Origin of the sequence: Sphingopyxis selenitireducens, from assembly GCF_051550705.1 — a bacterium.
GTDB lineage: Bacteria > Pseudomonadota > Alphaproteobacteria > Sphingomonadales > Sphingomonadaceae > Sphingopyxis.
Map to the genome: position 1 here is coordinate 60,695 of NZ_JBPULG010000005.1, position 25,876 is coordinate 86,570.

The 25,876-nt window shown below is 63.1% G+C and carries 23 protein-coding genes; 9 read left to right on the forward strand and 14 right to left on the reverse strand.

Annotation, left to right across the window (positions count from 1 at the left end):
• Positions 1–18 precede the first annotated feature (18 nt).
• Together ACSYDV_RS16360 and ACSYDV_RS16365 are read left to right on the forward strand one after the other, a co-directional pair.
• Positions 19–1,266 carry a dicarboxylate/amino acid:cation symporter gene (locus tag ACSYDV_RS16360; RefSeq protein ID WP_438324895.1) on the forward strand — a complete coding sequence of 416 codons (1,248 nt, stop codon included), beginning with the start codon at positions 19–21 and terminating at the stop codon, positions 1,264–1,266.
• On the forward strand, positions 1,263–2,258 hold the full coding sequence (locus tag ACSYDV_RS16365; protein WP_438324896.1) for an aldo/keto reductase: 996 nt from the start codon (positions 1,263–1,265) through the stop codon (positions 2,256–2,258). Before ACSYDV_RS16360 ends, ACSYDV_RS16365 begins: the two co-directional genes overlap by 4 nt.
• A 33-nt stretch (positions 2,259–2,291) precedes the next feature.
• On the opposite strand, the gene ACSYDV_RS16370 is transcribed toward ACSYDV_RS16365, so the two are convergent.
• The 5 genes from ACSYDV_RS16370 to ACSYDV_RS16390 are packed head-to-tail and all read right to left on the reverse strand — an operon-like array spanning position 2,292 to position 7,854.
• On the reverse strand, positions 2,292–2,795 hold the full coding sequence (locus ACSYDV_RS16370) for a DUF1003 domain-containing protein (RefSeq protein ID WP_438324897.1): 504 nt from the start codon (positions 2,793–2,795) through the stop codon (positions 2,292–2,294).
• 4 nt (positions 2,796–2,799) lie between these two features.
• Positions 2,800–3,501, reverse strand: a complete 702-nt coding sequence (locus ACSYDV_RS16375; protein WP_438324898.1) for an NnrU family protein — start codon at positions 3,499–3,501, stop codon at positions 2,800–2,802.
• A gap of 53 nt (positions 3,502–3,554) precedes the next feature.
• Complete coding sequence (locus ACSYDV_RS16380; RefSeq protein ID WP_438324899.1) at positions 3,555–4,856, reverse strand: amidohydrolase family protein; 1,302 nt, start codon at positions 4,854–4,856, stop codon at positions 3,555–3,557.
• Positions 4,853–6,268, reverse strand: coding sequence for an amidohydrolase (locus ACSYDV_RS16385; RefSeq protein WP_438324900.1), 1,416 nt, complete (start codon positions 6,266–6,268; stop codon positions 4,853–4,855). The genes ACSYDV_RS16380 and ACSYDV_RS16385 overlap by 4 nt, the downstream gene beginning before the upstream one ends.
• A gap of 2 nt (positions 6,269–6,270) precedes the next feature.
• On the reverse strand, positions 6,271–7,854 hold the full coding sequence (locus ACSYDV_RS16390; protein WP_438324901.1) for a peptide MFS transporter: 1,584 nt from the start codon (positions 7,852–7,854) through the stop codon (positions 6,271–6,273).
• Positions 7,855–8,042: 188 nt separating this feature from the next.
• On the opposite strand from ACSYDV_RS16390, the gene ACSYDV_RS16395 reads away from it, so the two are divergent.
• Positions 8,043–8,624, forward strand: coding sequence for a nitroreductase family protein (locus ACSYDV_RS16395; RefSeq protein WP_438324902.1), 582 nt, complete (start codon positions 8,043–8,045; stop codon positions 8,622–8,624).
• Between the two features lie 71 nt (positions 8,625–8,695).
• Positions 8,696–9,043 (forward strand): GntR family transcriptional regulator, encoded by a 348-nt coding sequence (locus tag ACSYDV_RS16400; RefSeq protein ID WP_438324903.1) that lies wholly within the window; start codon positions 8,696–8,698, stop codon positions 9,041–9,043.
• 6 nt (positions 9,044–9,049) lie between these two features.
• Here ACSYDV_RS16400 and ACSYDV_RS16405 read toward each other — a convergent pair whose 3' ends face one another.
• From ACSYDV_RS16405 to ACSYDV_RS16420, 4 genes are read right to left on the reverse strand one after another with little or no spacing between them, the layout of a single operon-like run.
• Positions 9,050–10,864 (reverse strand): tetratricopeptide repeat protein, encoded by a 1,815-nt coding sequence (locus ACSYDV_RS16405; RefSeq protein WP_438324904.1) that lies wholly within the window; start codon positions 10,862–10,864, stop codon positions 9,050–9,052.
• A 30-nt stretch (positions 10,865–10,894) separates the two neighbouring features.
• The gene (prsR, locus tag ACSYDV_RS16410; RefSeq protein WP_438324905.1) at positions 10,895–12,271 is read right to left on the reverse strand and encodes a PEP-CTERM-box response regulator transcription factor; all 1,377 of its coding nucleotides are present in this window, start codon (positions 12,269–12,271) and stop codon (positions 10,895–10,897) included.
• Positions 12,268–14,382 carry an XrtA/PEP-CTERM system histidine kinase PrsK gene (gene prsK / locus ACSYDV_RS16415; RefSeq protein WP_438324906.1) on the reverse strand — a complete coding sequence of 705 codons (2,115 nt, stop codon included), beginning with the start codon at positions 14,380–14,382 and terminating at the stop codon, positions 12,268–12,270. Before prsK ends, prsR begins: the two co-directional genes overlap by 4 nt.
• Before the next feature lie 3 nt (positions 14,383–14,385).
• Entirely contained in the window at positions 14,386–15,774 is a 1,389-nt protein-coding gene (locus ACSYDV_RS16420; protein WP_438324907.1) for a TIGR03013 family XrtA/PEP-CTERM system glycosyltransferase, read from the reverse strand.
• 130 nt (positions 15,775–15,904) lie between these two features.
• On the opposite strand from ACSYDV_RS16420, the gene ACSYDV_RS16425 reads away from it, so the two are divergent.
• Positions 15,905–16,942: a mannose-1-phosphate guanylyltransferase gene (locus tag ACSYDV_RS16425; protein WP_438324908.1), complete on the forward strand. Its 1,038-nt coding sequence runs from the start codon at positions 15,905–15,907 to the stop codon at positions 16,940–16,942.
• 93 nt (positions 16,943–17,035) lie between these two features.
• On the forward strand, positions 17,036–17,599 hold the full coding sequence (locus ACSYDV_RS16430) for a methyltransferase family protein (protein WP_438324909.1): 564 nt from the start codon (positions 17,036–17,038) through the stop codon (positions 17,597–17,599).
• Between the two features lie 43 nt (positions 17,600–17,642).
• Here ACSYDV_RS16430 and ACSYDV_RS16435 read toward each other — a convergent pair whose 3' ends face one another.
• Complete coding sequence (locus ACSYDV_RS16435) at positions 17,643–19,034, reverse strand: helix-turn-helix domain-containing protein (protein ID WP_438324910.1); 1,392 nt, start codon at positions 19,032–19,034, stop codon at positions 17,643–17,645.
• A 157-nt stretch (positions 19,035–19,191) separates the two neighbouring features.
• Between ACSYDV_RS16435 and ACSYDV_RS16440 the strand changes: the two genes are divergently transcribed.
• Complete coding sequence (locus ACSYDV_RS16440) at positions 19,192–20,784, forward strand: isocitrate lyase (RefSeq protein ID WP_438324911.1); 1,593 nt, start codon at positions 19,192–19,194, stop codon at positions 20,782–20,784.
• A 279-nt stretch (positions 20,785–21,063) separates the two neighbouring features.
• Positions 21,064–21,363, forward strand: coding sequence for a WYL domain-containing protein (locus ACSYDV_RS16445; protein ID WP_438324912.1), 300 nt, complete (start codon positions 21,064–21,066; stop codon positions 21,361–21,363).
• A gap of 51 nt (positions 21,364–21,414) precedes the next feature.
• Here ACSYDV_RS16445 and ACSYDV_RS16450 read toward each other — a convergent pair whose 3' ends face one another.
• Both ACSYDV_RS16450 and ACSYDV_RS16455 read right to left on the reverse strand, forming a co-directional pair.
• Positions 21,415–22,407: a TerC family protein gene (locus ACSYDV_RS16450; RefSeq protein ID WP_438324913.1), complete on the reverse strand. Its 993-nt coding sequence runs from the start codon at positions 22,405–22,407 to the stop codon at positions 21,415–21,417.
• A gap of 74 nt (positions 22,408–22,481) precedes the next feature.
• On the reverse strand, positions 22,482–22,664 hold the full coding sequence (locus tag ACSYDV_RS16455; RefSeq protein ID WP_438324914.1) for a DUF465 domain-containing protein: 183 nt from the start codon (positions 22,662–22,664) through the stop codon (positions 22,482–22,484).
• Positions 22,665–22,940: 276 nt separating this feature from the next.
• Between ACSYDV_RS16455 and ACSYDV_RS16460 the strand changes: the two genes are divergently transcribed.
• Positions 22,941–23,819, forward strand: a complete 879-nt coding sequence (locus tag ACSYDV_RS16460; protein ID WP_438324915.1) for an alpha/beta hydrolase family protein — start codon at positions 22,941–22,943, stop codon at positions 23,817–23,819.
• Between the two features lie 3 nt (positions 23,820–23,822).
• Here the strand turns inward: ACSYDV_RS16460 and ACSYDV_RS16465 are convergent, their stop codons facing one another.
• Positions 23,823–25,148 carry an amidohydrolase gene (locus ACSYDV_RS16465; RefSeq protein ID WP_438324916.1) on the reverse strand — a complete coding sequence of 442 codons (1,326 nt, stop codon included), beginning with the start codon at positions 25,146–25,148 and terminating at the stop codon, positions 23,823–23,825.
• A gap of 20 nt (positions 25,149–25,168) precedes the next feature.
• The gene (locus ACSYDV_RS16470) at positions 25,169–25,813 is read right to left on the reverse strand and encodes a DUF4893 domain-containing protein (protein WP_438324917.1); all 645 of its coding nucleotides are present in this window, start codon (positions 25,811–25,813) and stop codon (positions 25,169–25,171) included.
• Between the last annotated feature and the right edge of the window lie 63 nt (positions 25,814–25,876).

A 25,876-nucleotide genomic window follows, 5' to 3' on the forward strand; every position in this document is an offset into this window, starting at 1 on the left:
TTGCCGGGAGATTATAGCGTGAAATCGGCATGGATCATCCTCTCGGCGCTCATCGCCGGGATGCTGCTGGGGATCTGCGTGGAAACGCTGTCGCCTGCGGCGGGGGGAGCGTCGCTCCCCTATATCGAGACCATCGGCCTCTTGTGGCTGAAGGCGCTGACGATGACGATCATTCCGTTGATCGTCGCACTGCTCGTCACCGGCATCACCGCGACCGCCGATGCCGCGCGCGCGGGAACGCTGGCGGGCCGCGCGGTGATGATCTTTCTGGCCGCCATCTTCCTTTCGGGGCTGATGTCGCTGATCATGACGCCGCTGTTGCTGCGCCTGTTCCCCCTGTCGGCGGGTGCGGCCGATGCGCTGCGCCACGGGCTTGGCGGAGCGACCGAGGCTCCGCCTTCACCGACTTTCGCCGATTTCATCCTCGGCCTCATCCCGTCGAACCCGATCGCGGCGGCAGCCGAAACGACGGTGTTGCCCCTGATCGTCTTCACCACCATCTTCGCCTTCGCCATCACCCGCCTGCCGCCCGAACAGCGCGCGACGCTTTCGGGGCTGTTCAAGGCGCTCGGCGACGCGATGCTGATCGTCATCGGCTGGGTCCTCGCGCTTGCTCCGATCGGTGTTTTCGCGCTCGGCTATGCGCTTGCGGTCAAGGCCGGCGTCGCGGCGTTCGGCGGGCTCGTCCATTATGTGCTGATCCTGTCGGGTATCGGCGTCTGCACCGTCCTCCTCGGCCTGATGCTGGCGTGGCTTGTCGCAGGCATTCCCTTACAACGCTTCGTCCGGGCGATGGTGCCGACGCTGGCGGTCGCGATCAGCACGCAAAGCTCGCTCGCCAGCCTCCCCGCGATGCTCAAGGCGACCGAAGAGCTGGGGGTCGACCCCAAAAAGGCCGACGTCGTTCTGCCGCTCGCGGTCGCGTTGTTCCGCTTCACCAGCACCGCGATGAACCTTGCGGTCGTGGTCTATGTCGCCTGGCTGTTCGGCATCGAATTGACCCCATGGGAAATGGCGGTTGGCCTGGGCGTCGCGATGGCCGCCGCGCTGAGTTCGGTCAGCCTGCCGGGATCGATCAGCTTCGTCACATCGATCGCCCCGATCGCGGTGTCGATGGGGGTCCCCGTCGCGCCGCTCGGGCTGCTCGTCGCGGTCGAGACCTTCCCCGATATATTCCGCACCCTCGGCAATGTTATCGCCGACGTGACCGCCACCAAATATGCTGCGGACGGTGTCGGAGACGAACCAGCAGGAGAGGCACTATGAAATATCGCACGCTCGGCCACGGCCTGAAAGTCTCCGCCATCGGCATCGGCTGCATGCCGATGATCAAGGGCGGCAACATCCTCTATGGCGAAGCCGCCGACCTCGATGAATCGACGCGGACGATCCACCGCGCAATCGACCTGGGGGTCACCTTTTTCGACACCGCGCAAATCTATGGTCCGTTCAGCAACGAGGAATTGCTGGGCGAAGCGATCAAGGGCAAGCGCGACGGCCTGATCATCGCGACCAAGTTCGGCTTCAAGTTCGACGGCAACCAGATTGTCGGCGTCGATGGGTCCCCCGCCAACGCGCGCGCCGCGTGCGAAGGATCGCTCCAGCGGCTGGGCATCGACACGATCGACCTTTTCTATCAGCACCGTGTCGATCCCTCGATCCCGATCGAGGAAGTCGTCGGCGGGATGATGGAGTTGGTGAACGAGGGCAAGGTGCGCCACATCGCACTGTCCGAAGCCGGTCCAGAGACGCTGCGCCGGGCGGCCAAAGCCGCGCCGATCAGCGCGTTGCAGAGCGAATATTCGATCTGGGAACGCGACGTGGAGGAGGAAATCCTGGGCGTTTGCCGCGAGCATGGCATCGGCTTCGTGCCCTATTCGCCGCTTGGCCGCGGTTTCCTTGCGGGCGCGGTGCGCAGCCGCAACGAACTGCCCGAGGGCGATTGGCGCCGTAACGATCCGCGTTATTCGGAAGAGAATTTTCCCGCCAACCTTGCGATCGTCGATGCGATTGGTGCGGTTGCGGACAGGCATGGCGCATCGAAGGCGCAGGTCGCGCTGGCTTGGCTGCTCGCGCAGGGTGAGGATATTGCCCCGATCCCGGGCACCAAGCGCCGCGCGACGATGGAAGACAGCGTGGCCGCAACCGGACTGACGCTGACCGCCGATGACCTTGCAGCGATCGAGGCGGCTGCACCGCGCGGCGGCACGAGCGGGCCGCGCTATGGCGAACAGGGTATGCGGATGGTGCGGCTTTAACGTTCCTCCCTGTTGCGCAGCAATGGGGAGAATTCAGCGCTTCAAACCCTTCACCTCGCCCATCAGTTCATCCATCTTGTGATGAAGCCGCATGATTTCCAGCTCGGCGCGCAGGTTGATCTCATAGTCGAGCCCGGCCGCGATCCGGTCCTTCGCCGACTGGCGGTTCTGGCTCATCATGATGATGGGCGCCTGCACCGCCGCCAGCGTCGAGAGCATCAGGTTGAGGAAGATGAACGGATAGGGATCGAACGCCATTCCCCAACGCGCGAGCACTTCGGAATTGAGCAGCATCCAGCCAAGCAGCACGAAGGTGAACAAGATGATGAAACCCCACGACCCGCCGACGGCGGCGACGCGGTCGGACAGGCGGGCGCCGAAACTTGATTCCTGGTCGACGAGGTCTGCTGCGTCGCGGCTGGTCAGGCGGCGTTCGGCGATAGCGTCGAGGACACGGCGTTCGTCACCGTCGAGTTCCTCGAGCGGCCGCCCCAGCAACCGCAGCGACAGGTCGGCGATCTTCGTCGCATCGTTCATCGCCCTACCCCACCCAGCGCCAAATTCCCGCGACCATAAACCCAAGCGCGCCATGCGCCCAGGTTGCCGCAAGCCAGACGACAATTCCGCCGAACAGCGCGTGCGGGCGCGGGATCGCATCGCCCCATGACCCGCGCCCGCTCAACTGGCGCGCAAAGGGAACGAAACTGGTGCGCAGTGCCCAGTGACGCCATGCATCGCCCATCAACCGTGCCTTTTTGACATCCTGCCCTGCCGATCCGGCGAGCGCGAGGAAGATGATCGTCGCCGACAGCACGAACTGCCCCGGCGTCGGCACCACCAGTGCGTGGGCGAAAGCCCAGAGGGCAAAACCCCACATCATCGGGTGGCGCGTGATGGCAAAGACGCCGCGCGCCGCACCCTGTGCAGCGAAGGCGGCGTTCGGCGCGGGTAGCGCTGGATTGCCGACCAGCGACCCCATAAACAATATGCTGGCGAGCAGCACGATCAGCGATGCAAATATCCACAATCCATCGCTGACCGCCCAAAAAAGCGGCTCAGCCGGCATGCCGCGCCACGCCTGCACCACCATGATCAGGCACGCGATCGCGACGATCGAATAGACGATCTGGAACGACCGCTCGCCCATCCGGCCCGCGAGCGGGACGCGCAGCGGGTGCGACAAAAGCAGGTGCGATCCGACGAACAAGACGCATGTTGTGACCAGAAGCGACATCGGTTGCATTGGGCCTATCTCTCCTCCCTCTTTCCCCGTGCCGCGCTGGTCAGGCGCGACGTCTATCTGTCATAGGCCTTGGGCAGCCCGCCTTCTTGCGGGGTCGCATAACGGTCACGCAAACGATCCTGCCGCGTCGTCAGCGATTGACGCTTGCCATCGATCCAGACCATCGTCGGACGACTGCCAAGTTCGAGCGGGTCATTATCCCAGACGACGACATCGCCGACACGGCCAGCCTTGAGCGACCCGATGCTGCCGTCCATCCCGACAGCGCGCGCCGGCGCGCTGGAGATGGCGGCAAAAGCCTGATCCCAGCTCATGCCGCTCGCTCCCGGAACTCTGGTCAATCCGACCAAATTCCCGGCATATTGCGTAGCATATCCCATTTTATGCGCGTCGTCGTCGTCGAACACACCAACCGACACATCGACCCCGGCAGCCTTCAGCCGTCCGGCGTTGGACTGGGTCGCGCCCAGTTGTTCGAAACTACCTGGCAGATCGGTCAACGGCGAAACCAGTACCGGCACCCTCGCCGCCGCAATGTCGCGCGCGACCAGCCAGCCTTCGGTCGCACCGACGAGAACGAGCTTCAGGGCCGGAAATTCGCCCTTCAGCTTGATCACATTCACGATATCGACCGCGCGATCGACGCGGACAAACAGCGGCGTCGTGCCGTCGATCACGCGCACCAGCGCGTCAGCGTCGGCACGCTGGATCATCGCATCATTGCCCCATTCGGCCAGCACAGCGGGATTGCGGGCATAGCTGCGCGCCGCGAGCAATTGTTCGCGGAAGAGCAGGAAAGTCGCGGCGCGGCTGCCGCCAGCCTTCGTTGCGCCATCTTCCCCGAATGCGACGAACTGGAGCGCGCGCGGGCGCGTTACCATGTCCATATCGTCGGCGAGATCGACGACCGCGCCCTGCCCGGCGAACAAATTGCTACTGCTCCCCGGCGCGACGATCGCGCGGGTGACGCCTGCCGCGCGGTTGACCGCGACGGGCGAACCCATAGGGTTCAATGCAGGCGCGATATCGAGCCCCGCCGAGAAGCGCGTGCGCGTCGCCGACCGGTCATTGGTACCGCTGACCGCATCGACCTCGACCAGCCCGACGCGGCTGAACGCCGCAACGATCCCCGGGGTGACCCAGCGGCCTTCGGCATCGACGCGTTCGATCCCGGCAGGGACAGCAACACCGGCGCCGGCCGCGACGACCTTGCCGCCGCGCACGACAACCGTGCCGCCTTCGATCGGTGCGCTGCCGTCACCGATGACGAGCCGCGCGTTGGTGATCGCGATATCCTGCGCCGCAGCTGGAAGCGCAATCAACGCTGCGGCGGAAAGCAAAAGGGCACGCATCATTTCACATCCCCTTCGCCCGGCTGGCCGAGCTCGAAATCGCTCACCGGCCGCCGTTTCGGGTCCATCGCATCGAACATCAACGCACCGTCGATCCAGACCTTTTCGGGGCGGGTATAGGCGCTGAACGGATTGCCGTTCCACAGCACGACGTCCGCCATCTTGCCGGGCTTCAAACTGCCCGTCTTGTCGCCGATCCCGAGCGCCTTTGCCGGGTTCCACGACAGCCAGGTCCATGCCTGTTCGTCGCTGATCTCCATTCCCATGCGGCGGCCGGCCTTCAGCGCCTTCGCTGCTTCCTGATTAAGCCGCTGGATCTGGTTGGCGTCATCCGAATGGACGATCGTGCAAGCGCCCGCCTTATAAGTCAGCGGGATATTTTCAGGCACACTGTCATAGGCTTCCATCTTGAAGCCCCACCAGTCGGCCCACAGCGCGGCACAAATGCCTTCGTCCTTGAGCAGGTCGGCGATCTTATATGCCTCGACCGCATGGTGGAAGGTGGAGACCTTGTAACCGAATTCCTTGCTCATATCGATCACCAGCGCCATTTCGTCGGCGCGGTAGCAATGATTGTGGACGAGGATTTCGCCCGACAAAACGCCCGCGAGCGTTTCCATAGCGAGGTCGCGGTCGACGGCTTTCCCGTCGTCCATCTTCTTTTTGTACGCCGCCGCCTTTTGCCAGGTCGCCCGGTTGACCGCGAAATTGCCCATGCGGGTCGAGGGCATTCGCCCCTTGCCGCCATAGACGCGCTTAGGATTCTCGCCGCACGCCATTTTCAGGCCATAAGGCGCCCCGGGGAATTTCATCCCCTGGACCGTGCGCGATGGCACATTCTTCAGCGTGACCGAACGGCCGCCCATCAGGTTCGCACTGCCGGGCAGGATCTGAAGGCTCGTGACGCCGCCATTGGCGAGCGCGCGACTGAAACCCGGATCCTGCGGCCAGACGCTGTGTTCGGACCAGACTTCGGGAGTCGTCGGGCTGGTCGCCTCATTGCCATCGTCATGCGCATCGACGCCGGGGCTGGGATAATCGCCCAAATGGCTGTGAATGTCGATGACGCCGGGGGTGACGAACTTGCCGGTGCCATCAAAGACCGCGACATCGTCCACCGGAATCGGGGTGTCGGGGCCGCCGACGCGTTCGACCTTGCCGTTCACCAGCAGGATCGTCCCATTGTCGATCCGCCCGCCCTCACCGTCGAAGATGGTGACGTTGCGAACAGCGGTGACCCGCCCTGCATAGGGCTTATAGGTCGAAGGATAGGGATCCTTGTTGAACTTTGCCGGCTTGTCAGCTGTTGCGGCGGGCGTATCGCCCGCCGAATTCGCCTCGCCGCCCGTCGCCGCACAACCGGCGAACGCCAGCGATACCGCAGCCAGCAGGCTGCCCTTCACGCCCCGGATCATGATTACGCCCCCTTGCGTTCGGGATGCATGCCCGCAGCCTGCGCTTCGCCAAGCTCGCCCTTGCCAGCCAGATCGTCGGCATCGCGCAGCGTGTCGAGGTGCATCAGCTTCTTGATCAACGGCGACACGACGATCACCAATACGCCGAAACCGACCGCCCACAATCCGATCGTGCTGTAGACATCCAGCACCAGCGCCTTGCCCGCGCCCTCACCGCTCGCTTTTTCCGAACCGGTGGCAGCCGCAATCAGACCTGCGACGAAATTGCCGGTGGCCGACGCGAAGAACCAGGTTCCCATGATCAGGCTGGCCATATTCGCCGGCGCGAGCCGGTTCATCGCGCTAAGCCCGACCGGCGACAGGCAAAGCTCGCCCGTGGTGTGGAACAGATAGATGAGGAAAATGAACAGGACCGGCGTCGCATTGCCCATCCCGACCGCTTCGGCACCCCATTTGAGGATGTAAAAACCAAGCCCAAGCTGGAGCATCGCCAGGCCGAACTTGACCGGGGTCGACGGCTCCATCCCCTTGCGGCCAAGCCAGGTCCACAGCCCGGCGAACAGCGGCGCCAGCAGAACGATGTAAATGGCGTTGATCGACTGGAACACCGAGGCCGGAACATCGCCGCGGTCGACATAGCGGTCGGTGAACAGGTTGAGCGACGATCCGGCCTGTTCGAAGAGGGCCCAGAACAGGATCGAACCGAGGATCAGGAACATCGCGGCAAAGATGCGGTCACGATCCTCGCGGGGCAATTTGATCACCGCAGTCCCGATGACATAGAGAACGAGGATCAGGCCGGCGAGACCAAGCAAGGTTCCAACCAGAGCCTGATTTTGCACCAGCCACCAGCAGATGACGACAGCGCCAAGACCGACGAGATAGAGCAGCCATTCGAACTTGATGCCGAACACGCGCTCGGCCAGCTTCTCAGGATTTTCGGGTTCACCGCGGCCGAGCAGCAGCGGCTTGAAGACGACGAAGACGATCAATCCGGCGAGCATACCAAAGCCTGCCGCACCGAAGCCATAGGCCCAGCCGTAAACCTCGCCCAGATAGCCGCAAAGCAGCGAGCCGATCGCCGCGCCGAGATTAATCCCCATATAGAAGATGGTGTAGGCGCCATCGCGGCGCACGTCGGTGCGCGGATAGAGCTGGCCGACGATCACCGAAATATTGGCTTTCAGAAAGCCCGAACCGACGATGATGAAAGCGAGCGCGAGCCAGAAGATGCTGAGGCTGGCCGGGTCCTGTCCGCCATCGCCTTCGAAACCCATTATGAAATGGCCGAAGGTCAGCAATATGGCGCCGTACAGCACCGCCTTTCGCTGCCCCAGCCAGCGGTCGGCAAGATAGCCGCCGAGTACCGGGGTGATATAAACGAGCGCGGTATAGGCGCCATAGATGACCCCCGCTTCCCCGTCCGAAAACAGCCAGTGCTTGGTGAGGTAGAAGATCAGGAGCGCGCGCATCCCGTAATAGGAAAATCGCTCCCACATCTCGGCAAAAAAGAGGACGAAGAGGCCCTTCGGGTGGCCGAGAAACGTCCCGGCGGCATCCCCGTGCTGGGCATAGGCTTTGGTCATGGCGACCCTTCCCTGGTATTTGGTTGCTTGGCCCCCTCGAAACGGGGAGCGGATGGAACGACCCTAGCGCGAAAATTGCGTATGGGAAGAATCTAATTGCGCCTGAAACCGGTTGCGACGCACCGGAATTTATTGCGAATCGCTCGCAACACTTGCGTTGCGGCACGGAAAACGCCACATGGCGAACCATGTTCAATGATCGCTCGACACTGCTCGCCCATCTCGCCACCCGCCGTTCGGGCAAAGCGCGCGACATGATCGCGCCCGGCCCCGATGCCACCCAGCTCCGTGAGATTATAGCGCTGTCGCTGCGCACCCCCGACCATGGCAAGCTGGCGCCCTGGCGCATCGTCACCGTCGGGGGGGATCAGCGCGACGCTTTGGCCGCATTGCTCAAACGGGCGTGGGTCAAAGCGAATCCCGGGGCCGCGGGCATGGACCTTTCAGCGCTTGAACAGTTCGCCCGGCAGGCGCCCACCTTGCTCGTCCTTCTGTCCACCCCGGTCCAGGGCAGCAAGGTTCCGGTTTGGGAACAGCAGATGTCAGCGGGCGCGGTGGGGATGAACCTGCTCCACGCCGCGCATGCACATGGTTTCGTCGGCAGCTGGTTGACCGGCTGGGCAGCCTATAGTCGCGAAGTAGCGGCCGCATTTGGTGCGGGCGAAGGCGATACGATCGTGGGCTATTTCTTCATCGGCACCGCGTCGAGGGATCTCGATGAACGGCCACGGCCCGAATATGATGAGGTGGTCCGATCTTGGGACATTTAGTTTCAACTGAAACCCCCATTTTGTAACCCACCATGTTTGACTGTGCTGCTGTCTTATGGCATTAAAGCGGCATGCTCGATCAGTCCAAACCCGTGTATCAACGCTTGCGCGATGTGATCGCCAACGCGATTCTCGATGGCCAGTTTCGCGACGGCGACATACTTCCCTCGGTGCGTTCGCTCGCAGCCGAGCAGGGCGCCAATCCGCTGACCGTGGCCAAGGCCTATCAGACCTTTCAGGACGAAGGGCTGGTCATCGTGAAACGTGGAGTCGGCATGTTCGTCGCGATGGGCGCGACCGATCGGCTGCGCAGCCTGATGCGGGAAGATTTCCTGACCAATGTCTGGCCACCGGTCGCCGAACAAATGCGCCGCATCGGTCTTGATGCGCGAACATTGCTGGATATCGCGGACGCCTGAACCAGTTCAACGCCCGATCTGTACCGCCTTGTCGCGGAGGTCCGCCGCCGCCTGCATATCGCCCCGCTGGGCCAACAGATCGGCATAGAGGTTCATGATTTCGGCGTTCAGCGGCTGGAGCCGATAAGCGCGCGCGATCAACGGCAGCGCGCGGTCACGGTTGCCCTTCGCTGCCCATGCCTGCGCCAGTTCGCGCAGGATGACGACATCGCGGTTGCCGACCCGGCGGCGGACCCGCTCGAAATGATCTATCGCCTGATCCCAATGCTCGATGTCCATCGCGAGGTGGCCCGCCAATCGATCGGCGGCGATGCTCGACGGCTGGCTGTTGCGCAGCGCAAGAATGGCGGCGCCCGATCCCGCCGGATCGCCCGCACGGTACAGGGCATTGGCAAGCCGCAGCGTTGTGCGTTCGCCGGCATCGAGCGCGCGCGCGGCGCGAAACGCTTCGACTGCCAAGCCAAAGCGGCCGCCCGCAAGCGCCGCATCGCCGAGTAATATATGGGCGTCGGCAACGCCGCGGTTCGCATCGCGCAGCTTCGCCGCGCGCTCGATCGCACGCGCGGTGTTGCCCGCTGAGATATCCGCCGAAATCGCTGGGATCGCATGCGCCGGGTTGAGCGGTTCGGCGTCCGCTAGCGCGGTCAGCAGACCATAGTCCATATCGACCGCAAAGGGTGCGGCATCCCCGCGTCCGAGCGTCGCCGCGCGATCCAGATAGGCTGATGCTTCGCCCTGCCGTCCCAGTTCCGACGCAGCGCGCGCGGCGAGCAGCAGCGACCAGCTGTCAGCGTCGGCCCGATCGACGATCGGCGCCAGTGCCTCGGCGGCCGCGGCCGCATCGCCATCGGCCCAGTCGGCAACCGCCAATATGCGCCGCACGGTGATATTGTTCGGCTGTTCGGCCAGCAAACGTTCGGCCCATGTCGCGGCCACGGCTTCGCCGCCCAGTTGCAATTCGACGACGGCGCTGAGCAGCATGAAGCCGGGCACATCGTCCATCTTGCCACGCGTCCGCTGCAACAGGCTGCGCGCCAACCGGTAATTGTCAGCGCGCGCGGCGAGCACCGCTTGCAGATAATAGATGCGCGGCTCGCCGGGAACGAGCGTTGCGGCATGGCGCAGCGCGCCGAGCATGTCGCGATAGCGGCCGAGGTCGCCGAAGGCAGCCGCCTGATCGATCAGCGCTGCGGCGTTGTCGGGATCGGCCGTCAGCGCAGCTTCATACCATGGAAGCGCGGCGCTCAGCCCCTGTTCGGTGCGGATCAGATTGGCCTTATAGGCGAGCGCCCCGCTGTTGTTCTTGTCGAGTTCGATTGCAAAGTCGATCGCGTCGCGAGCGCCGAGCGTGTCCGCATTGGCATCACGAAAGCGCGCGACGTCGACCCAAAGGGCGGCGTCGCGCGGCAATTCGCGCACCGCACGGTCATAGGCATCGCGCGCGGCGCCCAAGTCACCATTGGTGAGGTGAACATTGCCCGCCACCCACGCCGCTTCGCCGATCATTTCGGGGATGATCGGGCCGGCGTCGAGCGTCTGAAGCGCACGACTGCCGTCGCCCTGCATCGCATAGGCGCGCGCCAGCAGTGGACGCAGCGCCGCCTCCTTGCCACCCGCATCGATCGCACCCCGCACGGCAGCTTCGGCGGCGACGCCATCGCCGAGCCTGAAAGCGACACGCGCCAGTTGAATACGCTCGACGATCGCTTGCGGGTTATCGGCAATCACCGATTGCAGCGCAGCGCGCTGTTGTTCGAGCATCATGCGCGACGCTTCGGGACGCGTACCGTCGCACCCGGCAAGCAAGAATGCCAGCGGCAACAAGCCTATCCAGAAACGTCGCGCAATCACTCAGGCCTGCATCCGATATTGCTTAAGCAGATCGTAGAGCGTCGGCCGGCTGATTCCGAGCAACTTCGCGGCGAGCGAGATATTGCCCTCGCTCTGCATCATCGCACGGCGGATCGCCACGCGGTCGGCTGCCTCGCGCGCGCTCCGCAGATTCAGCCAGGCTTCGTCATCCTCTCCATCCCCACCCGCCATGTCGAGATCCTCGCGCACCACCAGCTTGCCGTCGGCCATGATGACGGCGCGTTTGATACGATTTTCAAGCTCCCGGACATTGCCCGGCCAGCGCGCTTCGTCGATCGCCTGCAATGCATCGGGCGCAAAGCCGCGCACCGCAGGGTTCATTTCGGGCGCATATTGGTGCAGAAAGTGGCGCGCCAGTAGGACTGCATCGCCCGGCCGTTCAGCGAGTGAGGGGATTTTCACGACCATTTCGGCCAGCCGGTAATAGAGGTCATCGCGAAAACTTACCTCGGCGATCATCGCGTCGAGGTTGCGGTGCGTCGCACAGACGATGCGCGTGTCGACCGCAATCGCCTTGCGCCCGCCGATGCGTTCGATCGTCCGCTCCTGCAAAAAGCGCAGCAGCTTGACCTGAAGCGGCAATGGGATGTCGCCGACCTCGTCGAGGAACAGGGTACCGCCGTGCGCCAGTTCAATCTTGCCCTCGGTGGTCTTGACTGCGCCGGTGAAAGCGCCCTTCTCGTGCCCGAACAGCTCGCTTTCCAGAAGATTTTCCGGAATCGCGGCGCAGTTGATCGCAACGAAAGCCCCGTCGCGGCGCCCGCTCGCTTCATGCAGCCCGCGGGCCAGCAGTTCCTTGCCTGTACCGCTCGCCCCGAGCAGCATGACCGAAACCCCCAGATTGGCGACGCGCTCGATCGTCCGCGCGACCTTTTGCATTTCGGGCGCGCCGGTGATCATCCCGCCCAGAACATGATTGTCGCTCGCCCCCTGCCCGGCAAGCCGGGCATTTTCGACCTCCAGATCCCGGACATGAAAAGCGCGGCGGACGATCAGCCCCAATTCGTCGATATCAATCGGCTTTTGATAGAAATCCCAGGCGCCGCTGGCGATCGCCGCCAGCGCGCTGGCGCGTTCGCCATGGCCGGACACGACGATAATTTTCGTATCGGGCTTGATCTCGAGGATCGCCTTCAGCGTCCGAAACCCCTCGCGCGTCCCGTCGGGATCCGGCGGCAAGCCGAGATCGAGCGTCACCACTGCGGGTTCTTCGGCACGCAGCAATTCGATGGCGCTGTCATGGTCGCCAGCGATCAATATCTGATATCCGTCATAGGCCCATTTGAGCTGCGCCTGCAGCCCCGGGTCATCTTCAATCACCAACAGTTTTCTGGCGTTCGCACCGCTCTCGCTCATTTCGATCCCGCTTTCCTCATATCTTCAGCGAGCCGCGCATCGCTGTGCGCCTCGGCCAGCGGCAGCCACAAGGTGAAGCTGCTCCCTCGCCCCGGCTCGCTCGCGACATCGATCGTCCCGCCCATCGCCTGCGCTAACCCCAGCGCCTCGAACGCACCGAGGCCAAAGCCTGCCTCCTTTGTCGAGACAAAGGGTTTGAACAGTTCGTCGCGGATGAACGCCGGGCTCATTCCCTTGCCCTGGTCGATCACGTCGATCCGCACCCGCGCCTGTTCGGCGACGGCGATCACCTGTACGGGCGTTTCTTGCGCCGAAGCGTCGATGGCGTTTGCCACCAGATGTTGGACGATCTGCTGGATCGATGCCGCATCGCCCCACGCTGCGAGCCCCGCCTGGCAGCCCGCGAACAGCGCGCGGCGTGGCTGCACCTCGGCCGCGACGGCATTCAGCAGGGGCTCGATCAATGTCCGCTCCACCGACGCGGCGCGACCGCGCTCGCGCGGCGAAAGGCGAACCAGCAGGTCGCTGAGCCTCCCGGCGGAAATTTTCAGCGTCTGCACCATGTCGGCGCGGAATTCGGGGTTGTCGGCGTGGCGTTCGGCGTTGCGCGCGAGCAGCGAAAGCTGGCTCGCCAGATTCTTGATGTCGTGCATGATGAAGGCGAAGCGGCGGTTGAACTCGTCAAAGCGGCGGGCTTCGGACAGGGCCTGCTGGCTTTGCGATTCGGCGAGATAGCTTGCCGCCTGCTGCCCCGCGATACGCAGCACGTCGAGGTCTTCCCAGTCGAGCGCACGCGACACGGCGGGACGGTGAAGCACGACGACGGCGATCATGCGCTGAAAATGCAGCACCGGCACGACGACCCACGCGCGCGCGTCTGCAATCAGCCAGTCGGGGATCGCCAAACCCTCCGCCGCGCCGTTCTTGCCGTGGCGCTGCGCGTCGAGGTCGACAATATGCCGGGTTTCCTGAAGCATGAAAGCCGAGCGCAGCGACAGATGTGCCCCTTCGTGGGGCTCGGTCGGCCAGTGCCATTGATCCGCAACGCGAAAACCGCCTTGTGCATCGGGCAACATCAGCAGCGCGGCAGGGCTGCCCGTCAATTCGGCAAGCGCCTTTGCAACGCGGCGATGAAGGTTACGATCATCATCGCCGCCGCCCTGCCCCAGCGTCGCAGTGAAACGCATCCATTCGGCTCGATAGTCGTAGCGATGCTCGAAGAAATGCTTGGTTATCATGACCGACAACCAAGCGCGGGCGCGCGCCGACAGGAACAAGAGCCCCCCCGACCCCAGTGCGACTATCAGGAAAAGCCCCTGCGCCAGGTCGCCATAATCGCCGCCGATCAACCGCGCGACGGCTCCAGCCAAACCGATCAGGATCAGATAGACGGCCGCAGCCAGCAATATGATCGTCCGCATCGCTGCCGGGCGCGACAGACGCATTCGTTCGCGCCCGACATCCATCGCGGCGACGACAAAAATAGGCAGGATCAATAAGGCAACGGCTGGTCGCAGCAGGATCAGCGTCAAGGCAGGTTTACCGGTCAGCGCGCCGATCAGCTGGGCGTTGAGTTCATAAGCCCAGAGCATCGCAAAGCCGCCCGCGACCGCGAGGACCGGAGTGCGCAGCCCCGAACCCCCGCGCCGCACGCCGGTATCGACAATCAACAGCCCGCCCACCGCGACGATCATCACGGAATTCGCCAGCCCTCCACGGAACCAGACGCCGCCGCTATCGCCGACGCCCCAAAGCACCGCTGCACCCAGCAAAAGCGTAGTCACGCAGGTCGCCGCAAGAAGCCGCAGGATCAGACGCAACGACCGCGACATCGGCGCTTGGGACGACCAGAAAGTTCCGGCGATCCAGACCAGCATCATAATGTCCCGCACGGCCTGTGCCATCAGCACATGCGGCGATCCTGGAAGAAAGGCGTATAGCGCGGCGCACCACAGCCCCATCGCAGCGGCGGCGGCGACAAGGCGGCCCGGCACGGGCATCAGCGCCGCCATCCGGCCGCGAACCCGTGTCAGCAACCAAAGGGTGACACCGGCAAAACCGACGAACGCCAATCCGGATAAAAGATGCGACAGGCCCGCAAGCGCCGTCATGGCTTACCGTACGCCCTCGGGCCACATCACGACGCGCACGGTCTGGAGCAGGATCAACAGGTCGAGGAAGGGGGAATAGTTTTTGGCATAATAGAGATCATATTCCAGCTTCACCCGCGCGTCCTCGACCGACGCGCCATAAGGATAGTTGATCTGCGCCCAACCTGTCAGGCCGGGTTTCACCATATGGCGTTCGGCATAATAAGGCAGTTCGCGCTCCAGCTCCTCGACGAACGCCGGTCGTTCGGGGCGCGGCCCGACAAAGCTCATCTCGCCCTTCAGCACGCACCAGATCTGGGGCAATTCGTCGATACGCAGTTGGCGGATGATGCGTCCGACGCGGGTGACGCGCGGATCATTTTCGCTCGCCCACACCGCCTGCCCTGCGGCCTCGGCATCGGTCCGCATCGAACGGATTTTGACGATCTGGTAGGTCTCACCGAACAGGCCGACGCGAGACTGGCGATAGAATATCGGCCCTTTGCTATCGAGCTTGACCGCAATCCCGGCGACCAGGATCAACGGCAGTCCGATCACCAGCACGGCGAAGCTTGCGAGAATGTCGAACAGGCGCTTGGCAACCTTGGAAATACGTTGCTCCGCCGAGAATCCGTCGGAAAAGATCAGCCCGCTGGGATTGGTGGTCGCGAGGTCGATGCGACCCGTTTCGCGCTCGATGAAGCTTGCGATGTCATTGACGTACACGCCGGTCGTCTTGACGCGCAGCAAGTCGGTCAGCGGCAGCGCGCCGCGCCGTTCCTCCACGGCCAGCACCACCTCGCCGACATCCAGTTCGACGACGTAGTCGGACAGGTTATCGATCGCAGCGCGCGGAACCGCGTCTGCAATTGTCTTTTCGGCCGATGACATAGCGACGAAGCCCGCCATGATCAGCCCACTGCCCGGCTCGTTCGCGAGTTTGGCCAGTCGCGCCGCACGCGGCCCGGCGCCGAGTACAAGAACGCGGCGGCGAAAGGCATCGGCGCCCGCCGTTTGGGTCAGCACAAGGCGGATCAGGAACAAGGCCGCGATCGCCAGTCCCATCGCGTAGAAGCTGTTCGCACGCCACAAGGTCGCGGTGGGAAACAGGAAGCCGACGACCGACAGGAAGATCACCCCCAGCGATACCGCGGCCAACAACCGCGCCGTAGCAAAACCCATCGAGCGCAGCGCTTCGCTCCCGTAGAGACCCGTCGCCATCATCGCGAGCGAAGTGGCGACAGCGAAAGTCGCAAGCGGCAGGCTGCGGTCAGCCAGCGCTCCGGCATCGAAACCCGCCTGATAGGCATAAAGATGCCAGGCCCCCTCCGCCGAAGCGATCAGCGCAAGAAATTCGATCAGCGCCAGCCATACGACTGCGCGCGGAACATAATGTTTAAACAGCCTGAACATCGGAAAGCATTGCGCCCTTTCGGATCCGCATAGTAGGTTACAGGGGTGAAGTGTCGGTTAATTTTACACTTCTCATATTCCCTGCACGCAGGCGAATGTCCCCGCACCGCAAGAGGATAGACGGAACTCCATGACCGCAACGATCCAACCGATTATCCTGTGCGGCGGCGCCGGGACCCGGCTTTGGCCTGAATCTCGAGGAATCCATGCCAAGCAGTTCCTGCCGCTGACCGGCGGCCCCAGCCTGTTCGAGCAAACCGTCGCGCGCGTTCCGCCAGGGGAAACTTTTGCTTCGCCGATCATCCTGTGCGGCGATGCCCATGTCCCCTTCGTCCGCGAACAAATGGGCTTGGCCGAAGCTTCGCTGCTGGTCGAGCCGATGCCGCGCAGCACCGCCGCCGCGATCGCGCTCGCCGTCGCGCGGTCCGACGCTGATACTCTGTTGCTCGTCATGCCCAGCGACCATGTCATCGCCAATGTCCCCGCCTTTCACGCCGCAATCGCCAAGGGAGTATTGCTCGCGCAGCAGGACTGGCTGGTCACCTTCGGCATCGCCCCCGATCGTCCCGACACCGGCTTTGGCTATATCGCAGGCGGCGCAGCGCTCGGTGATGAAGGCTTTGCGGTCAGCCGCTTTATCGAAAAGCCGCCGCTCGCCGATGCCGAGGCGATGCTGGCGGCGGGCGGCTATAGTTGGAACGCCGGAATTTTCCTGTTTCGCGCGGGACGGATGCGCGACGCGATGCTCACCCATTGCCGCGCGATTTTCGAAGCGGCAGACGAAGCCGTCGCGGCCGGAATGCACGATGGGGACGCGTTTTACGCCGACGCCATCGCGTTCGAGAAAGCCCCTTCCGATTCGATCGACTATGCGGTGATGGAAAAGGACGACCGTGTCGCCGTCGTCCCGGTCCAGATGGGCTGGTCCGATCTCGGCAGCTGGCAGACCGTTCACGCTCTGGCGACAGGCAAGGACGCCGACGGCAATGCGGCAATGGGCGATGTATTTCTCCACGACAGCCGGGGCAATCTGGTCCGGGCGTCCGGCAAGCGTGTGTCGCTGATCGGCATGGATAATGTCGCAGTCATCGTCGACGGCGACGATATATTGGTGATGCCGCTCGCCCGGTCGCAAGACGTGCGCACGGCAGCGAAAGTCCGCAACTGAGCCCGGACAATCTTGACCAAAGGGCGCACTTGACCCTGTAGTGACTACAGAGTGTAAGAGCGTTGCATCACCCCTTTCACAAGGAAATGTCCGATGCTGTCGCTCGCCCCTCTGCTGCTTTTCCTTCTCGTTCTGGGCATGACGCTGATCCGCGGTCGGGCGGTCGCCAAATCCGGCGCCCGAGCGTGGGCCTTCTTCGAAGCGCGCGGTATCCAGCGCGCAGCCGGCCTTGCCTTCGCGCTGTCGATCGTGGTTCTCGTCGCGGCGACCGCGTTGCTCGCGGCCGGTTCGATCCATAGCGCGCCCGCGATTCTCGCGGCCGGGACCGCGCTCATGAGCGCCGGAACCCTTTTCGTAATCGTCGCCCAGCGCCAGATGGGCAACGCCTGGCGCGTCGGCGTTCGCACAGACGACGCGCCGCTGTTCATCACGGAGGGTTTATTCCGGTTCAGCCGTAATCCGATTTTCGCAGGGATGATCGCAATGGCTCTCGGTTCCGCGCTCGCGGTCGGGCTCTGGTGGGGCTGGGCCGCCGCCGTTGCCTTCGCGTTTGCCTGCCATATCCAGGTGCGGATCGAGGAAGCGCATCTCGCGCATGCTTTCGGCGCCGACTACGCCAATTTCAGCCGCACGACACCGCGCTGGCTGATCTGTTAGCCTGATCTGAGTGCCCCCGCTTTCGGGCGGTTTCCCACCGTTTTCAATCCCCCACAAAGTCGAACGCGCTCACCCCGCGCTCGCCCTCTCTGAACCGCAGCGGACGGCCGAGCGGCGGGGTCGATCGCTGGACGCATCCGGTTCGCGTACAGCGGCGACACCCAAGCCCGATCGGGGTCGCGGGACTGCGCATCAGATCGATACCGCGCGCGGCGATCAGCGGGGCGGCAACCTTAGCATCGATGCCGACGCACACCGCAAAGCGCGCCGGCGTGCCGCTCCCGGTTGCACCGGGAGCGGCGACGCTGCGCGACTGGGTGAACCAGCGCGATCCGTCTTCCAGCTCGACAAGATCCGCGATCACTTCGCCCGGGCGGGCGAAGGCCTCGTGGACACCCCAAAGCGGACAGCGCGCATCGCCATCGACGAGCGGCGACTGGCTCGCCCCGGCATAACGCTTGCTCCCCTGTCCCGCGCGGTCGATGCGCAGCATGAAAAAGGGCTGACCGCGCGCGCCGACGCGCTGGAGCGTCGTCAGCCGGTGCGCCACCTGTTCGAAGCCCGCGCCGAAACGCCGCTGAAGCAGCAGCAGGTCATAACCCGTTGCGTCGCACGCGCGCAGGAAGCGGCTGTACGGCATCATCAGCGCGGCGGCGAAATAATGGATCAGGTGGCGCTCAAACAGGCGCGCCGCAGCGGCCTCGGCGAATTCGGCGCCCGCGACCAGCGCGTCAATCTCTGCCTTTGCCTCGATCTGCGCGAGCGTCGCTGCGGCCTGAAAGGTGCGCGAGGCGGGGCGGAGCAGTTCGTTGAGCATCAATTGCCGCGCGTGCCAGTCGAGCCAGCGCAGCCGGTCAGGCATGACATCGCTGGGCAAAATGCGAATGCCGAGCTGGTGACGCGAGCGCAGCCGTTCGGCGATTGTGCCGTACAGATCGCCGCCCGCGAGCCGCAGTTCGTCGGCGAGCTCCTCGGCGCGCGCATCGAGATCAGCGAAATGATTGCGCCATTTCTCGATCGCGCGGCGTACCGCATCGACTTCGGGGGTTTCAGCGAGCGCCGGGGTGGCCGGAGCATCGCCTGCGCGGTCAAAAAGCCGGGCAAAGGCGGCGGCGGTTGCGGGTGCGGTCTGCAGCCACTCCTCAACCTCCTGCGCCCCGATGCCGAGGTCGGCGAAGCGCGGATCGGCGAGCCGTCGCCGGAGTCCCGCGAGCCCGCCCGGAACCTCGTCGGCGCCAAGCTTCGCCGCGTCGAAACCGAAACGTTCGGCCAGCCGCACAATCACCGTGGCGCTGAGCGGTCGCTGGCTATGCTCGATCAGATTGAGATAGCTGGGCGAGATGTCGAGTGCGTCGGCCATCGCCGCCTGCGTTAACCCCGCCTCGCGCCGGACCTTGCGCACCGCCGGTCCGGCAAACACCCGTCGCCCCGCCATAGATTGTAACTTTCTTTACTAATTTACATGCCATTTTACACTTATGCGCCATATTTCACAAGAATAATTGACAAAGCTTTTCACTTTGGACGCAATGGCAGGCAAATCATGTCCATCACCCCCCAACGCCCCGCCGGGCGCAGCCAAGGACAAGATGATGGGCTATCAAGAAGACATGGCGCAATCGGGCCGCCTGATCCGCGACTATGACGGCACGTGGGACGGCATCAGCGCCGAAAGCGTCGCTCGCATGCGCGCCCAGAACAAGTTCCGCACCGGCCTTGACGTTGCACGCTACACCGCGCGTATCATGCGTGCCGACATGGCCGCTTATGACGCCGACCCCGCGAACTACACCCAGTCGCTCGGTTGCTGGCACGGTTTCATCGCGCAGCAGAAGATGATCTCGATCAAGAAGCACTTCGGGACCGTCAAGGGCCGCTACATCTATCTCTCCGGCTGGATGATCGCAGCGCTGCGCAGCGAATTCGGCCCGCTGCCCGATCAGTCGATGCACGAAAAGACCAGCGTTCCGGCGCTGATCGAAGAAATCTACACTTTCCTGCGCCAGGCCGACGCCCGTGAACTTGGCGGCCTGTTCCGCGAACTCGACGCAGCGCGCGCCGAGGGGGACGAACTTAAGGCGAAGCAGGTTCAGGCAAGCATCGACAATTATGAAACGCACGTTGTGCCGATCATCGCCGACATCGACGCAGGCTTCGGCAACGCCGAGGCGACCTATCTGCTCGCGAAAAAGATGATCGAAGCTGGCGCTTGCGCGCTTCAGATCGAAAATCAGGTCTCGGACGAAAAGCAGTGCGGTCATCAGGACGGCAAGGTCACCGTGCCGCACGAGGATTTCATCGCGAAGATCCGCGCCTGCCGCTACGCCTTCATGGAACTCGGCGTCGAGGATGGCATCGTCGTCACTCGCACCGACAGCCTCGGCGCTGGCCTGACCAAGCAGATCGCGGTCTCGAAGGAACCCGGCGACCTCGGCGATCAGTATAACAGCTATCTCGATTGCGAAGAAGTCACCGGCGCGGGCAATCCCGGCGACGTGCTGATCAACCGCGACGGCAAGCTGATGCGCCCGAAGCGCCTGCCCTCTAATCTCTATCAGTTCCGTTCGGGAACCGGCGAGGACCGTTGCGTCATGGACTGCATCGCTTCGCTTCAGAATGGCGCCGACCTGCTGTGGATCGAAACCGAAAAGCCGCACATCGAACAGATTGCCGGCATGGTCGACCGCATCCGCGAAGTCGTCCCCAATGCGAAGCTCGCGTACAATAATTCGCCGAGCTTCAACTGGACGCTGAACTTCCGCCAGCAGGTGTTCGACGCTTGGGAAAAGGACGGCAAGGACGTCAGCGCCTATGATCGCGCCAAGCTGATGAGCGTCGATTATGACGGCACGCCGCTCGGTGATGAAGCCGACGACCGCATCCGGACCTTCCAGCGCGATTCGGCGAAGCGGGCGGGGATTTTCCACCACCTGATCACGCTGCCGACCTATCACACCGCGGCACTGTCGACCGACAATCTCGCGAAGGAATATTTCGGCGATGAAGGCATGCTGGGCTACGTCAAGGGGGTCCAGCGCGCCGAAATCCGCCAAGGCATCGCCTGCGTAAAACACCAGAATATGTCGGGCAGCGACATCGGCGACGACCACAAGGAGTATTTCGCCGGCGAAGCTGCTCTGAAAGCCGCTGGCAAAGACAATACGATGAACCAGTTTGCGGCCTAAAGTCCGCAGAGGGAACCAGTTTGCGGCGTGAACCAACCGCGTGAAGAGATTTGGTGCGGGGTGCCTTGCTAGCCCCTCACCTCCCGAGCTTTCCTGGGGAGGAAAGCCTGTCCGTCGGAAGCTTAACAGCTTTCGGCGGACATTTTTTGCCTTTGCCGGGAGCTGTTCAGACCAGTTCGTAAACCAGATTGTCGATTCTGCGCTTGCCCATAGCGCGTGACGCGGGCATTATGTTGCAATGCACAACCTATTCACCCTCTCCCCCGGGGCGACCCCATCATGAGCGACACCCGCCTGAAACTGATGGAAGCGATCGCGCGCCGACGCACGGTCACCGCTCAATATAATGGCAATGTCATGGAACTTGCGCCGCATCAGATGTTCGAACGCCGCGGCGACCTGTTCATCAGCGCGTTGAATCTGAACAAAAATTGGCGATCGCCCGAGGAACGGCGACTGGGACATTTCAAGCTCGACGGCCTTGGCGCGACCGAGTTGAAAGAAGAAACTTTCGACCCGCTGCCCTCATTCGAGCCCGCCGCGCCGCACGAAGAAGATACGCTGCTTCTCGCCATTTGAGCGGCCGGAACGCCCGCACCTCAAAGAGATGCGGGCGTCCTCGTTTTAAAATCAGCCGTGCGTCAAAGAGGCCTCATCCTCGCTGCGCGTCTTAACGAGCGACCAGATGACCCCGCCCGCGATCAAGCCGACGGTCACGCCGAGACTGACGAGCGGCGGGAATTTGTCGCCGCCGAGGATGAAATCGGCGACGAAAATCTTCGACCCGATGAACACCAGCACCAGCGCGAGCGCATATTTCAGATAGTGGAAACGATGGACCATCGCCGCGAGCGCAAAATAGAGCGCACGCAGGCCAAGGATCGCCATGATGTTCGACGTATAGACGATGAAGGTGTCGGTCGTGATCGCGAAAATCGCGGGCACGCTGTCCACCGCGAACACCAGATCGGCAAGGTTGATGACGACAAGCGCGAGGAACAGCGGTGTCGCCGCCAGCGCTAGCTTGCCCGTCTTCGTATCCGGCACGCGCACGAAGAATTTCTCGCCGTGCAGTTCGTGGGTGATCGGTATGTGGCGCGACAGCCACTTGACGACCGGGTTACCCGCAACGTCCATCGGCTTGTCGCCCGCGAATAGCATCTTGACGCCCGTGAACACCAGAAATGCCGCGAAGACATAGAGCAGCCAGCCATATTCGGTGACGAGAGCCGCGCCGCCCGCGATCATGATCCCGCGAAGCACAATCACCGCGACAATGCCCCATAAAAGCGCGCGATACTGGAAGCGCGGCGGAATGGCGAAGGTTGCGAAGATCAACGAGATGACGAAGATATTGTCGATCGACAACGCCTTTTCGATGAAGAAGCCGGTATAATATTGCAGCCCCGCCTCTCCGCCTTTCTCCACCCAGATCCACGCGCCGAACGCAAGCGCGATGCCAATATAGAGCGTGGAGAGCTTCAAGCTCTCCTTGATCCCCATTTCCTTGTTTTCCTTGTTCAGGATTCCAAGGTCAAAGGCGGTGAGCGCGACGACCAGCCCGATAAAGGCCAGCCAGAACCAGACCGGCGTTCCCAGCCAGTCGGCAAACAGAAATTCCATGAAAATCATCCCTGATATACGCCGAGAGCGCCGCCCCTTGCAGGGCAGCGTCCCGGTCGTCGATTATGTTGAATTTAGTGAGCGAACGCCGGGCGTAGAGCGGGCTTCATCAGCCGTTCCTTGATCGTCCGCTTCAGCGCCTTGAGCCGCAACAGGCGGAATGGATCGGCGCCGCGTCGCCGCATCTCGCGGCGCAACGCATCGTCGATCTGGCGATGCAGGACGGTCAGTCGGTAAAGACGGGCATTGAGAGTCATAAAAGGGCCTCCTGATTGAAAAAATCAAGCAGGTGACGCCGATGCAAAGACCCTGAATCAGGGGGGAGATATGGGCCGCAGAGCATCGGTGTCACCCGATGCGGTCCGACATCACGTGGCGGGAGTGTCCCGCCGACGCCAGAGGGGCCCGGCCCGCATAAGTTTGATTTAGGATGTCGCGCGGCAGCTTTCAAGGCTTTGCCGAAACAAAGATTCCCATGCTAGCCTGTCGAACCATCGCCTTGCCGCGGAAGATATCATCGGGGGAGAAGCAGAATGAAGATAACGCTTGCCGCGCTCGTCCTGGCTGCCGCTCCCTTGCCGGTCGCGCCCGAAACCGCCTCGCCCGACATCCCCGCCGCCATTTATACCGATCCGCCCGCAAACAAGGCGCATCCGGCCGCGATGGAAGTTGTTCACATCCCCAGCGGCGGAGTCGAGATCAACAGCGTGGTCTATATCGCCGAAGGAGCAGGTCCGCATCCAACGGTGGTACTGTGTCACGGCCTTCCGGGCCTCGAAAAGAATCTCGACCTTGCGCAAGCCATGCGGCGCGCGGGCTGGACCGTGATCACCTTCAACTATCGCGGGTCGTGGGGGAGCCCCGGCGATTATCGCTTTGCGCATAATCTGGAGGATGCAAATGCGGTGATCGCCTTCGCGCGTAATCCGGTCAATGCCGCGAAGCTGCGGATCGATCCGAAGCGGCTCGTTATCATGGGCCACAGCATGGGCGGCTGGGTGACGGCATTGACCGCGGCGCGCGACGACAGCCTGCTCGGCGGCGCCATGATCTCAGCGGGAAATATGGGAATGATCGGAGCCTTGCCGCGCGATCGGGCGGCCGAATTGCTCCAGGGCAATGGCATGGAAGCTCTCGCCGGAACGACGCCCGAGATTATGGCCGACGAAATTATCGCCAACAAGAACCGCTTCGACTTTGTGAAGGCCGCGCCGCAGCTCTTGCAGACCAACCTCTTCGTCCTGACCTCCGACGACGGATTCGCGGGAATGAGCGATGCGCTGAGCCGGGCGATCAAGGATGGCGGCGGCACGAAGGTCAAAACGCTCCACGTCGCCACAGACCACAGTTGGTCGGACGCGCGCATCCGCCTGCAGAGCGAGATATTGCGCTGGCTCGCGGCGCTGAAATAGCGCCTATTTCGCCATCAACTTCATCGTCATCGCGGTCAGTGCCTCGGTCGCGGTGGAAATCACCGCCGGGGCGTCGGGCGCCCAGAAGGGCGAATGGAGACTGGGGAGCGTCTTCCCCGATTTCTGCGCCGCATCATATTCGGCCTGCGGGACGCCGCCGACCCAGATGATCAGACTCTTGATCGCCGGGTCTTCGCGCACGAAGCGGCCGAAATCTTCGCCGCCCATCACCGGGGGCAATTTGACGACGCGCTTGTCGCCGAACTGGCCCTTCAGGAAACCCGCCATTTCCTCGGTGAAATCGGGGGTATTGAAGGTCGCGGGCGTATATTCATCCTTCTGAACGCTGACCACCGGCATCCGGTCTTCGGGTATCCCCGCGGCGATCGCCTCGCCCTTTGCGATGCGCGCGATGCCGTCGAGCAAATGATTGCGCACCCCGTCGGTGTAGCTGCGCACCGTCAACTGCAGCCGCGCCTCGTCGGAAATGATATTATGCTTGGCCCCGGCATGGAAGCTGCCAACGGTCACCACCGCGCTATCGAGCGGGCTGATTTCGCGGGACACCAAAGTCTGGAGCGCCCCGACGATCCGGCTCGCGAGAACGATCGGATCCTTGGTTGCCTGCGGATAGGCACCATGTCCGCCGACGCCCTTCACCAGAACATCGACGCTATCGACATTGGCGAGCGCATAGCCCGGCGTATATCCGATCTGCCCCGCCGGAAACTGCGCCGCGTCGTGGAACGCCAGCGCATATTCCGGCTTGGGAAAGCGTTTGTAGAGCCCATCCTCGAGCATCATGCGCGCGCCCGCGCCGCGTTCCTCGGCGGGCTGGCCGATCATCACCAGTGTTCCGGACCATTTGTCCTTATGCGCCGCCAAAAGCCGCGCAACACCGATCCAAGCTGTCATATGCGTGTCATGACCGCACGCGTGCATGACTCCGGTATCGACGCCTTCCTTTGTCGTCACGCGCACCTTCGACGCGCCCGGCAAGCCCGTCTGTTCGGTCACCGGCAGGCCGTCCATGTCGGCGCGCAGCATGACGACGGGCCCCGGGCCGTTTTTCATCACTGCAACGACCCCGGTGCCCCCGACTTTCTCGGTCACCTGAAACCCCAGCTTGCGCGCTTCGCCCGCAAGTATGGCCGCCGATCGCACTTCCATGAAGCTGAGTTCGGGATGGGCATGGAGATCGGCATAGATTTTCATCAGCGATGGCATGTCCTTTTGGACCTGCTCGCCGATCGTCTCCGCCGCTGCAGGAGCCACCGCCCCGGTCGCAAAGCTCAGCGCCGCCGCGCTCGTCCAAAAAAGCCGCATCATCCGTCCCCCATTTCGTCTACTCAACCCTCGGGCACCATTTCGATGACGTCGAGCAAGGATTCATATGCCGGCGCAGGCAGCACCAGCCGCCAGCGATTGTCGCCGACCCGTTCGACCAACCCCGCCATGTCGCGCATTCGGTCACTGCCGTAATTGACCGGCATCGATTCATCGCCCAGTTCCAGCGTACCGAGGAAAATCTGTCGCTTCAGATCGTCGGGAAAAATCAGTCCGATCGGCCGCTGCGACCCCGTCACCTTGGTCAGGCTGTAAATTCCCTGCTCGGCCGATACACGGCATTGGAACCAGCCATAGGCGACATAGCCGAGTCCGCCCCGCCCTTGCGATCCCAGTTTGATTGTCCGGCAACGATAATTGCCCGCGGGAAGATGCGGATTGGGCAGTGCCGCAAGCGGCTGAAGCAGAACGCCTTCGCGATCGACCTCGGCACCACGGCCCTTGGCACGCGCATCGGCGAGCGCCGCTTCCCAGCTTTTGTACCAGTTACGGATCCGCAACCGATCCTGCTCGGTCGCAGTGCCGCGCCACGTCCCTTCGGCTGGCGGTGCGTCCGCCACCGAAGGCGGCATCGACGCAACCGTCTTGCACCCCGCCAGCGCCGGCACCGCCAGTGCGGCAAGGATTATCGATTTGCGACGCCACATCGTCCGTCTCTCCTGTCCGGTCTGACGCTAACCTTAGGAGTGCAAACGACAATGCTCAAGGCG

What these genes read in the sequence shown, in the direction of transcription:
- ACSYDV_RS16440 (WP_438324911.1), top strand. Translation starts at nt 19,192, where the DNA reads ATGGGCTATCAAGAAGACATGGCGCAATCGGGCCGCCTGATCCGCGAC.
- ACSYDV_RS16395 (WP_438324902.1), top strand. Translation starts at nt 8,043, where the DNA reads ATGTTCAATGATCGCTCGACACTGCTCGCCCATCTCGCCACCCGCCGT.
- ACSYDV_RS16460 (WP_438324915.1), top strand. Translation starts at nt 22,941, where the DNA reads ATGAAGATAACGCTTGCCGCGCTCGTCCTGGCTGCCGCTCCCTTGCCG.
- ACSYDV_RS16420 (WP_438324907.1), bottom strand. Translation starts at nt 15,774, where the DNA reads ATGTTCAGGCTGTTTAAACATTATGTTCCGCGCGCAGTCGTATGGCTG.
- ACSYDV_RS16365 (WP_438324896.1), top strand. Translation starts at nt 1,263, where the DNA reads ATGAAATATCGCACGCTCGGCCACGGCCTGAAAGTCTCCGCCATCGGC.
- ACSYDV_RS16380 (WP_438324899.1), bottom strand. Translation starts at nt 4,856, where the DNA reads ATGATGCGTGCCCTTTTGCTTTCCGCCGCAGCGTTGATTGCGCTTCCA.
- ACSYDV_RS16425 (WP_438324908.1), top strand. Translation starts at nt 15,905, where the DNA reads ATGACCGCAACGATCCAACCGATTATCCTGTGCGGCGGCGCCGGGACC.
- ACSYDV_RS16445 (WP_438324912.1), top strand. Translation starts at nt 21,064, where the DNA reads ATGAGCGACACCCGCCTGAAACTGATGGAAGCGATCGCGCGCCGACGC.
- ACSYDV_RS16470 (WP_438324917.1), bottom strand. Translation starts at nt 25,813, where the DNA reads ATGTGGCGTCGCAAATCGATAATCCTTGCCGCACTGGCGGTGCCGGCG.
- ACSYDV_RS16400 (WP_438324903.1), top strand. Translation starts at nt 8,696, where the DNA reads ATGCTCGATCAGTCCAAACCCGTGTATCAACGCTTGCGCGATGTGATC.
- prsR (WP_438324905.1), bottom strand. Translation starts at nt 12,271, where the DNA reads ATGAGCGAGAGCGGTGCGAACGCCAGAAAACTGTTGGTGATTGAAGAT.
- ACSYDV_RS16465 (WP_438324916.1), bottom strand. Translation starts at nt 25,148, where the DNA reads ATGATGCGGCTTTTTTGGACGAGCGCGGCGGCGCTGAGCTTTGCGACC.
- ACSYDV_RS16390 (WP_438324901.1), bottom strand. Translation starts at nt 7,854, where the DNA reads ATGACCAAAGCCTATGCCCAGCACGGGGATGCCGCCGGGACGTTTCTC.
- ACSYDV_RS16455 (WP_438324914.1), bottom strand. Translation starts at nt 22,664, where the DNA reads ATGACTCTCAATGCCCGTCTTTACCGACTGACCGTCCTGCATCGCCAG.
- ACSYDV_RS16450 (WP_438324913.1), bottom strand. Translation starts at nt 22,407, where the DNA reads ATGGAATTTCTGTTTGCCGACTGGCTGGGAACGCCGGTCTGGTTCTGG.
- prsK (WP_438324906.1), bottom strand. Translation starts at nt 14,382, where the DNA reads ATGACGGCGCTTGCGGGCCTGTCGCATCTTTTATCCGGATTGGCGTTC.
- ACSYDV_RS16435 (WP_438324910.1), bottom strand. Translation starts at nt 19,034, where the DNA reads ATGGCGGGGCGACGGGTGTTTGCCGGACCGGCGGTGCGCAAGGTCCGG.
- ACSYDV_RS16385 (WP_438324900.1), bottom strand. Translation starts at nt 6,268, where the DNA reads ATGATCCGGGGCGTGAAGGGCAGCCTGCTGGCTGCGGTATCGCTGGCG.
- ACSYDV_RS16375 (WP_438324898.1), bottom strand. Translation starts at nt 3,501, where the DNA reads ATGCAACCGATGTCGCTTCTGGTCACAACATGCGTCTTGTTCGTCGGA.
- ACSYDV_RS16430 (WP_438324909.1), top strand. Translation starts at nt 17,036, where the DNA reads ATGCTGTCGCTCGCCCCTCTGCTGCTTTTCCTTCTCGTTCTGGGCATG.
- ACSYDV_RS16370 (WP_438324897.1), bottom strand. Translation starts at nt 2,795, where the DNA reads ATGAACGATGCGACGAAGATCGCCGACCTGTCGCTGCGGTTGCTGGGG.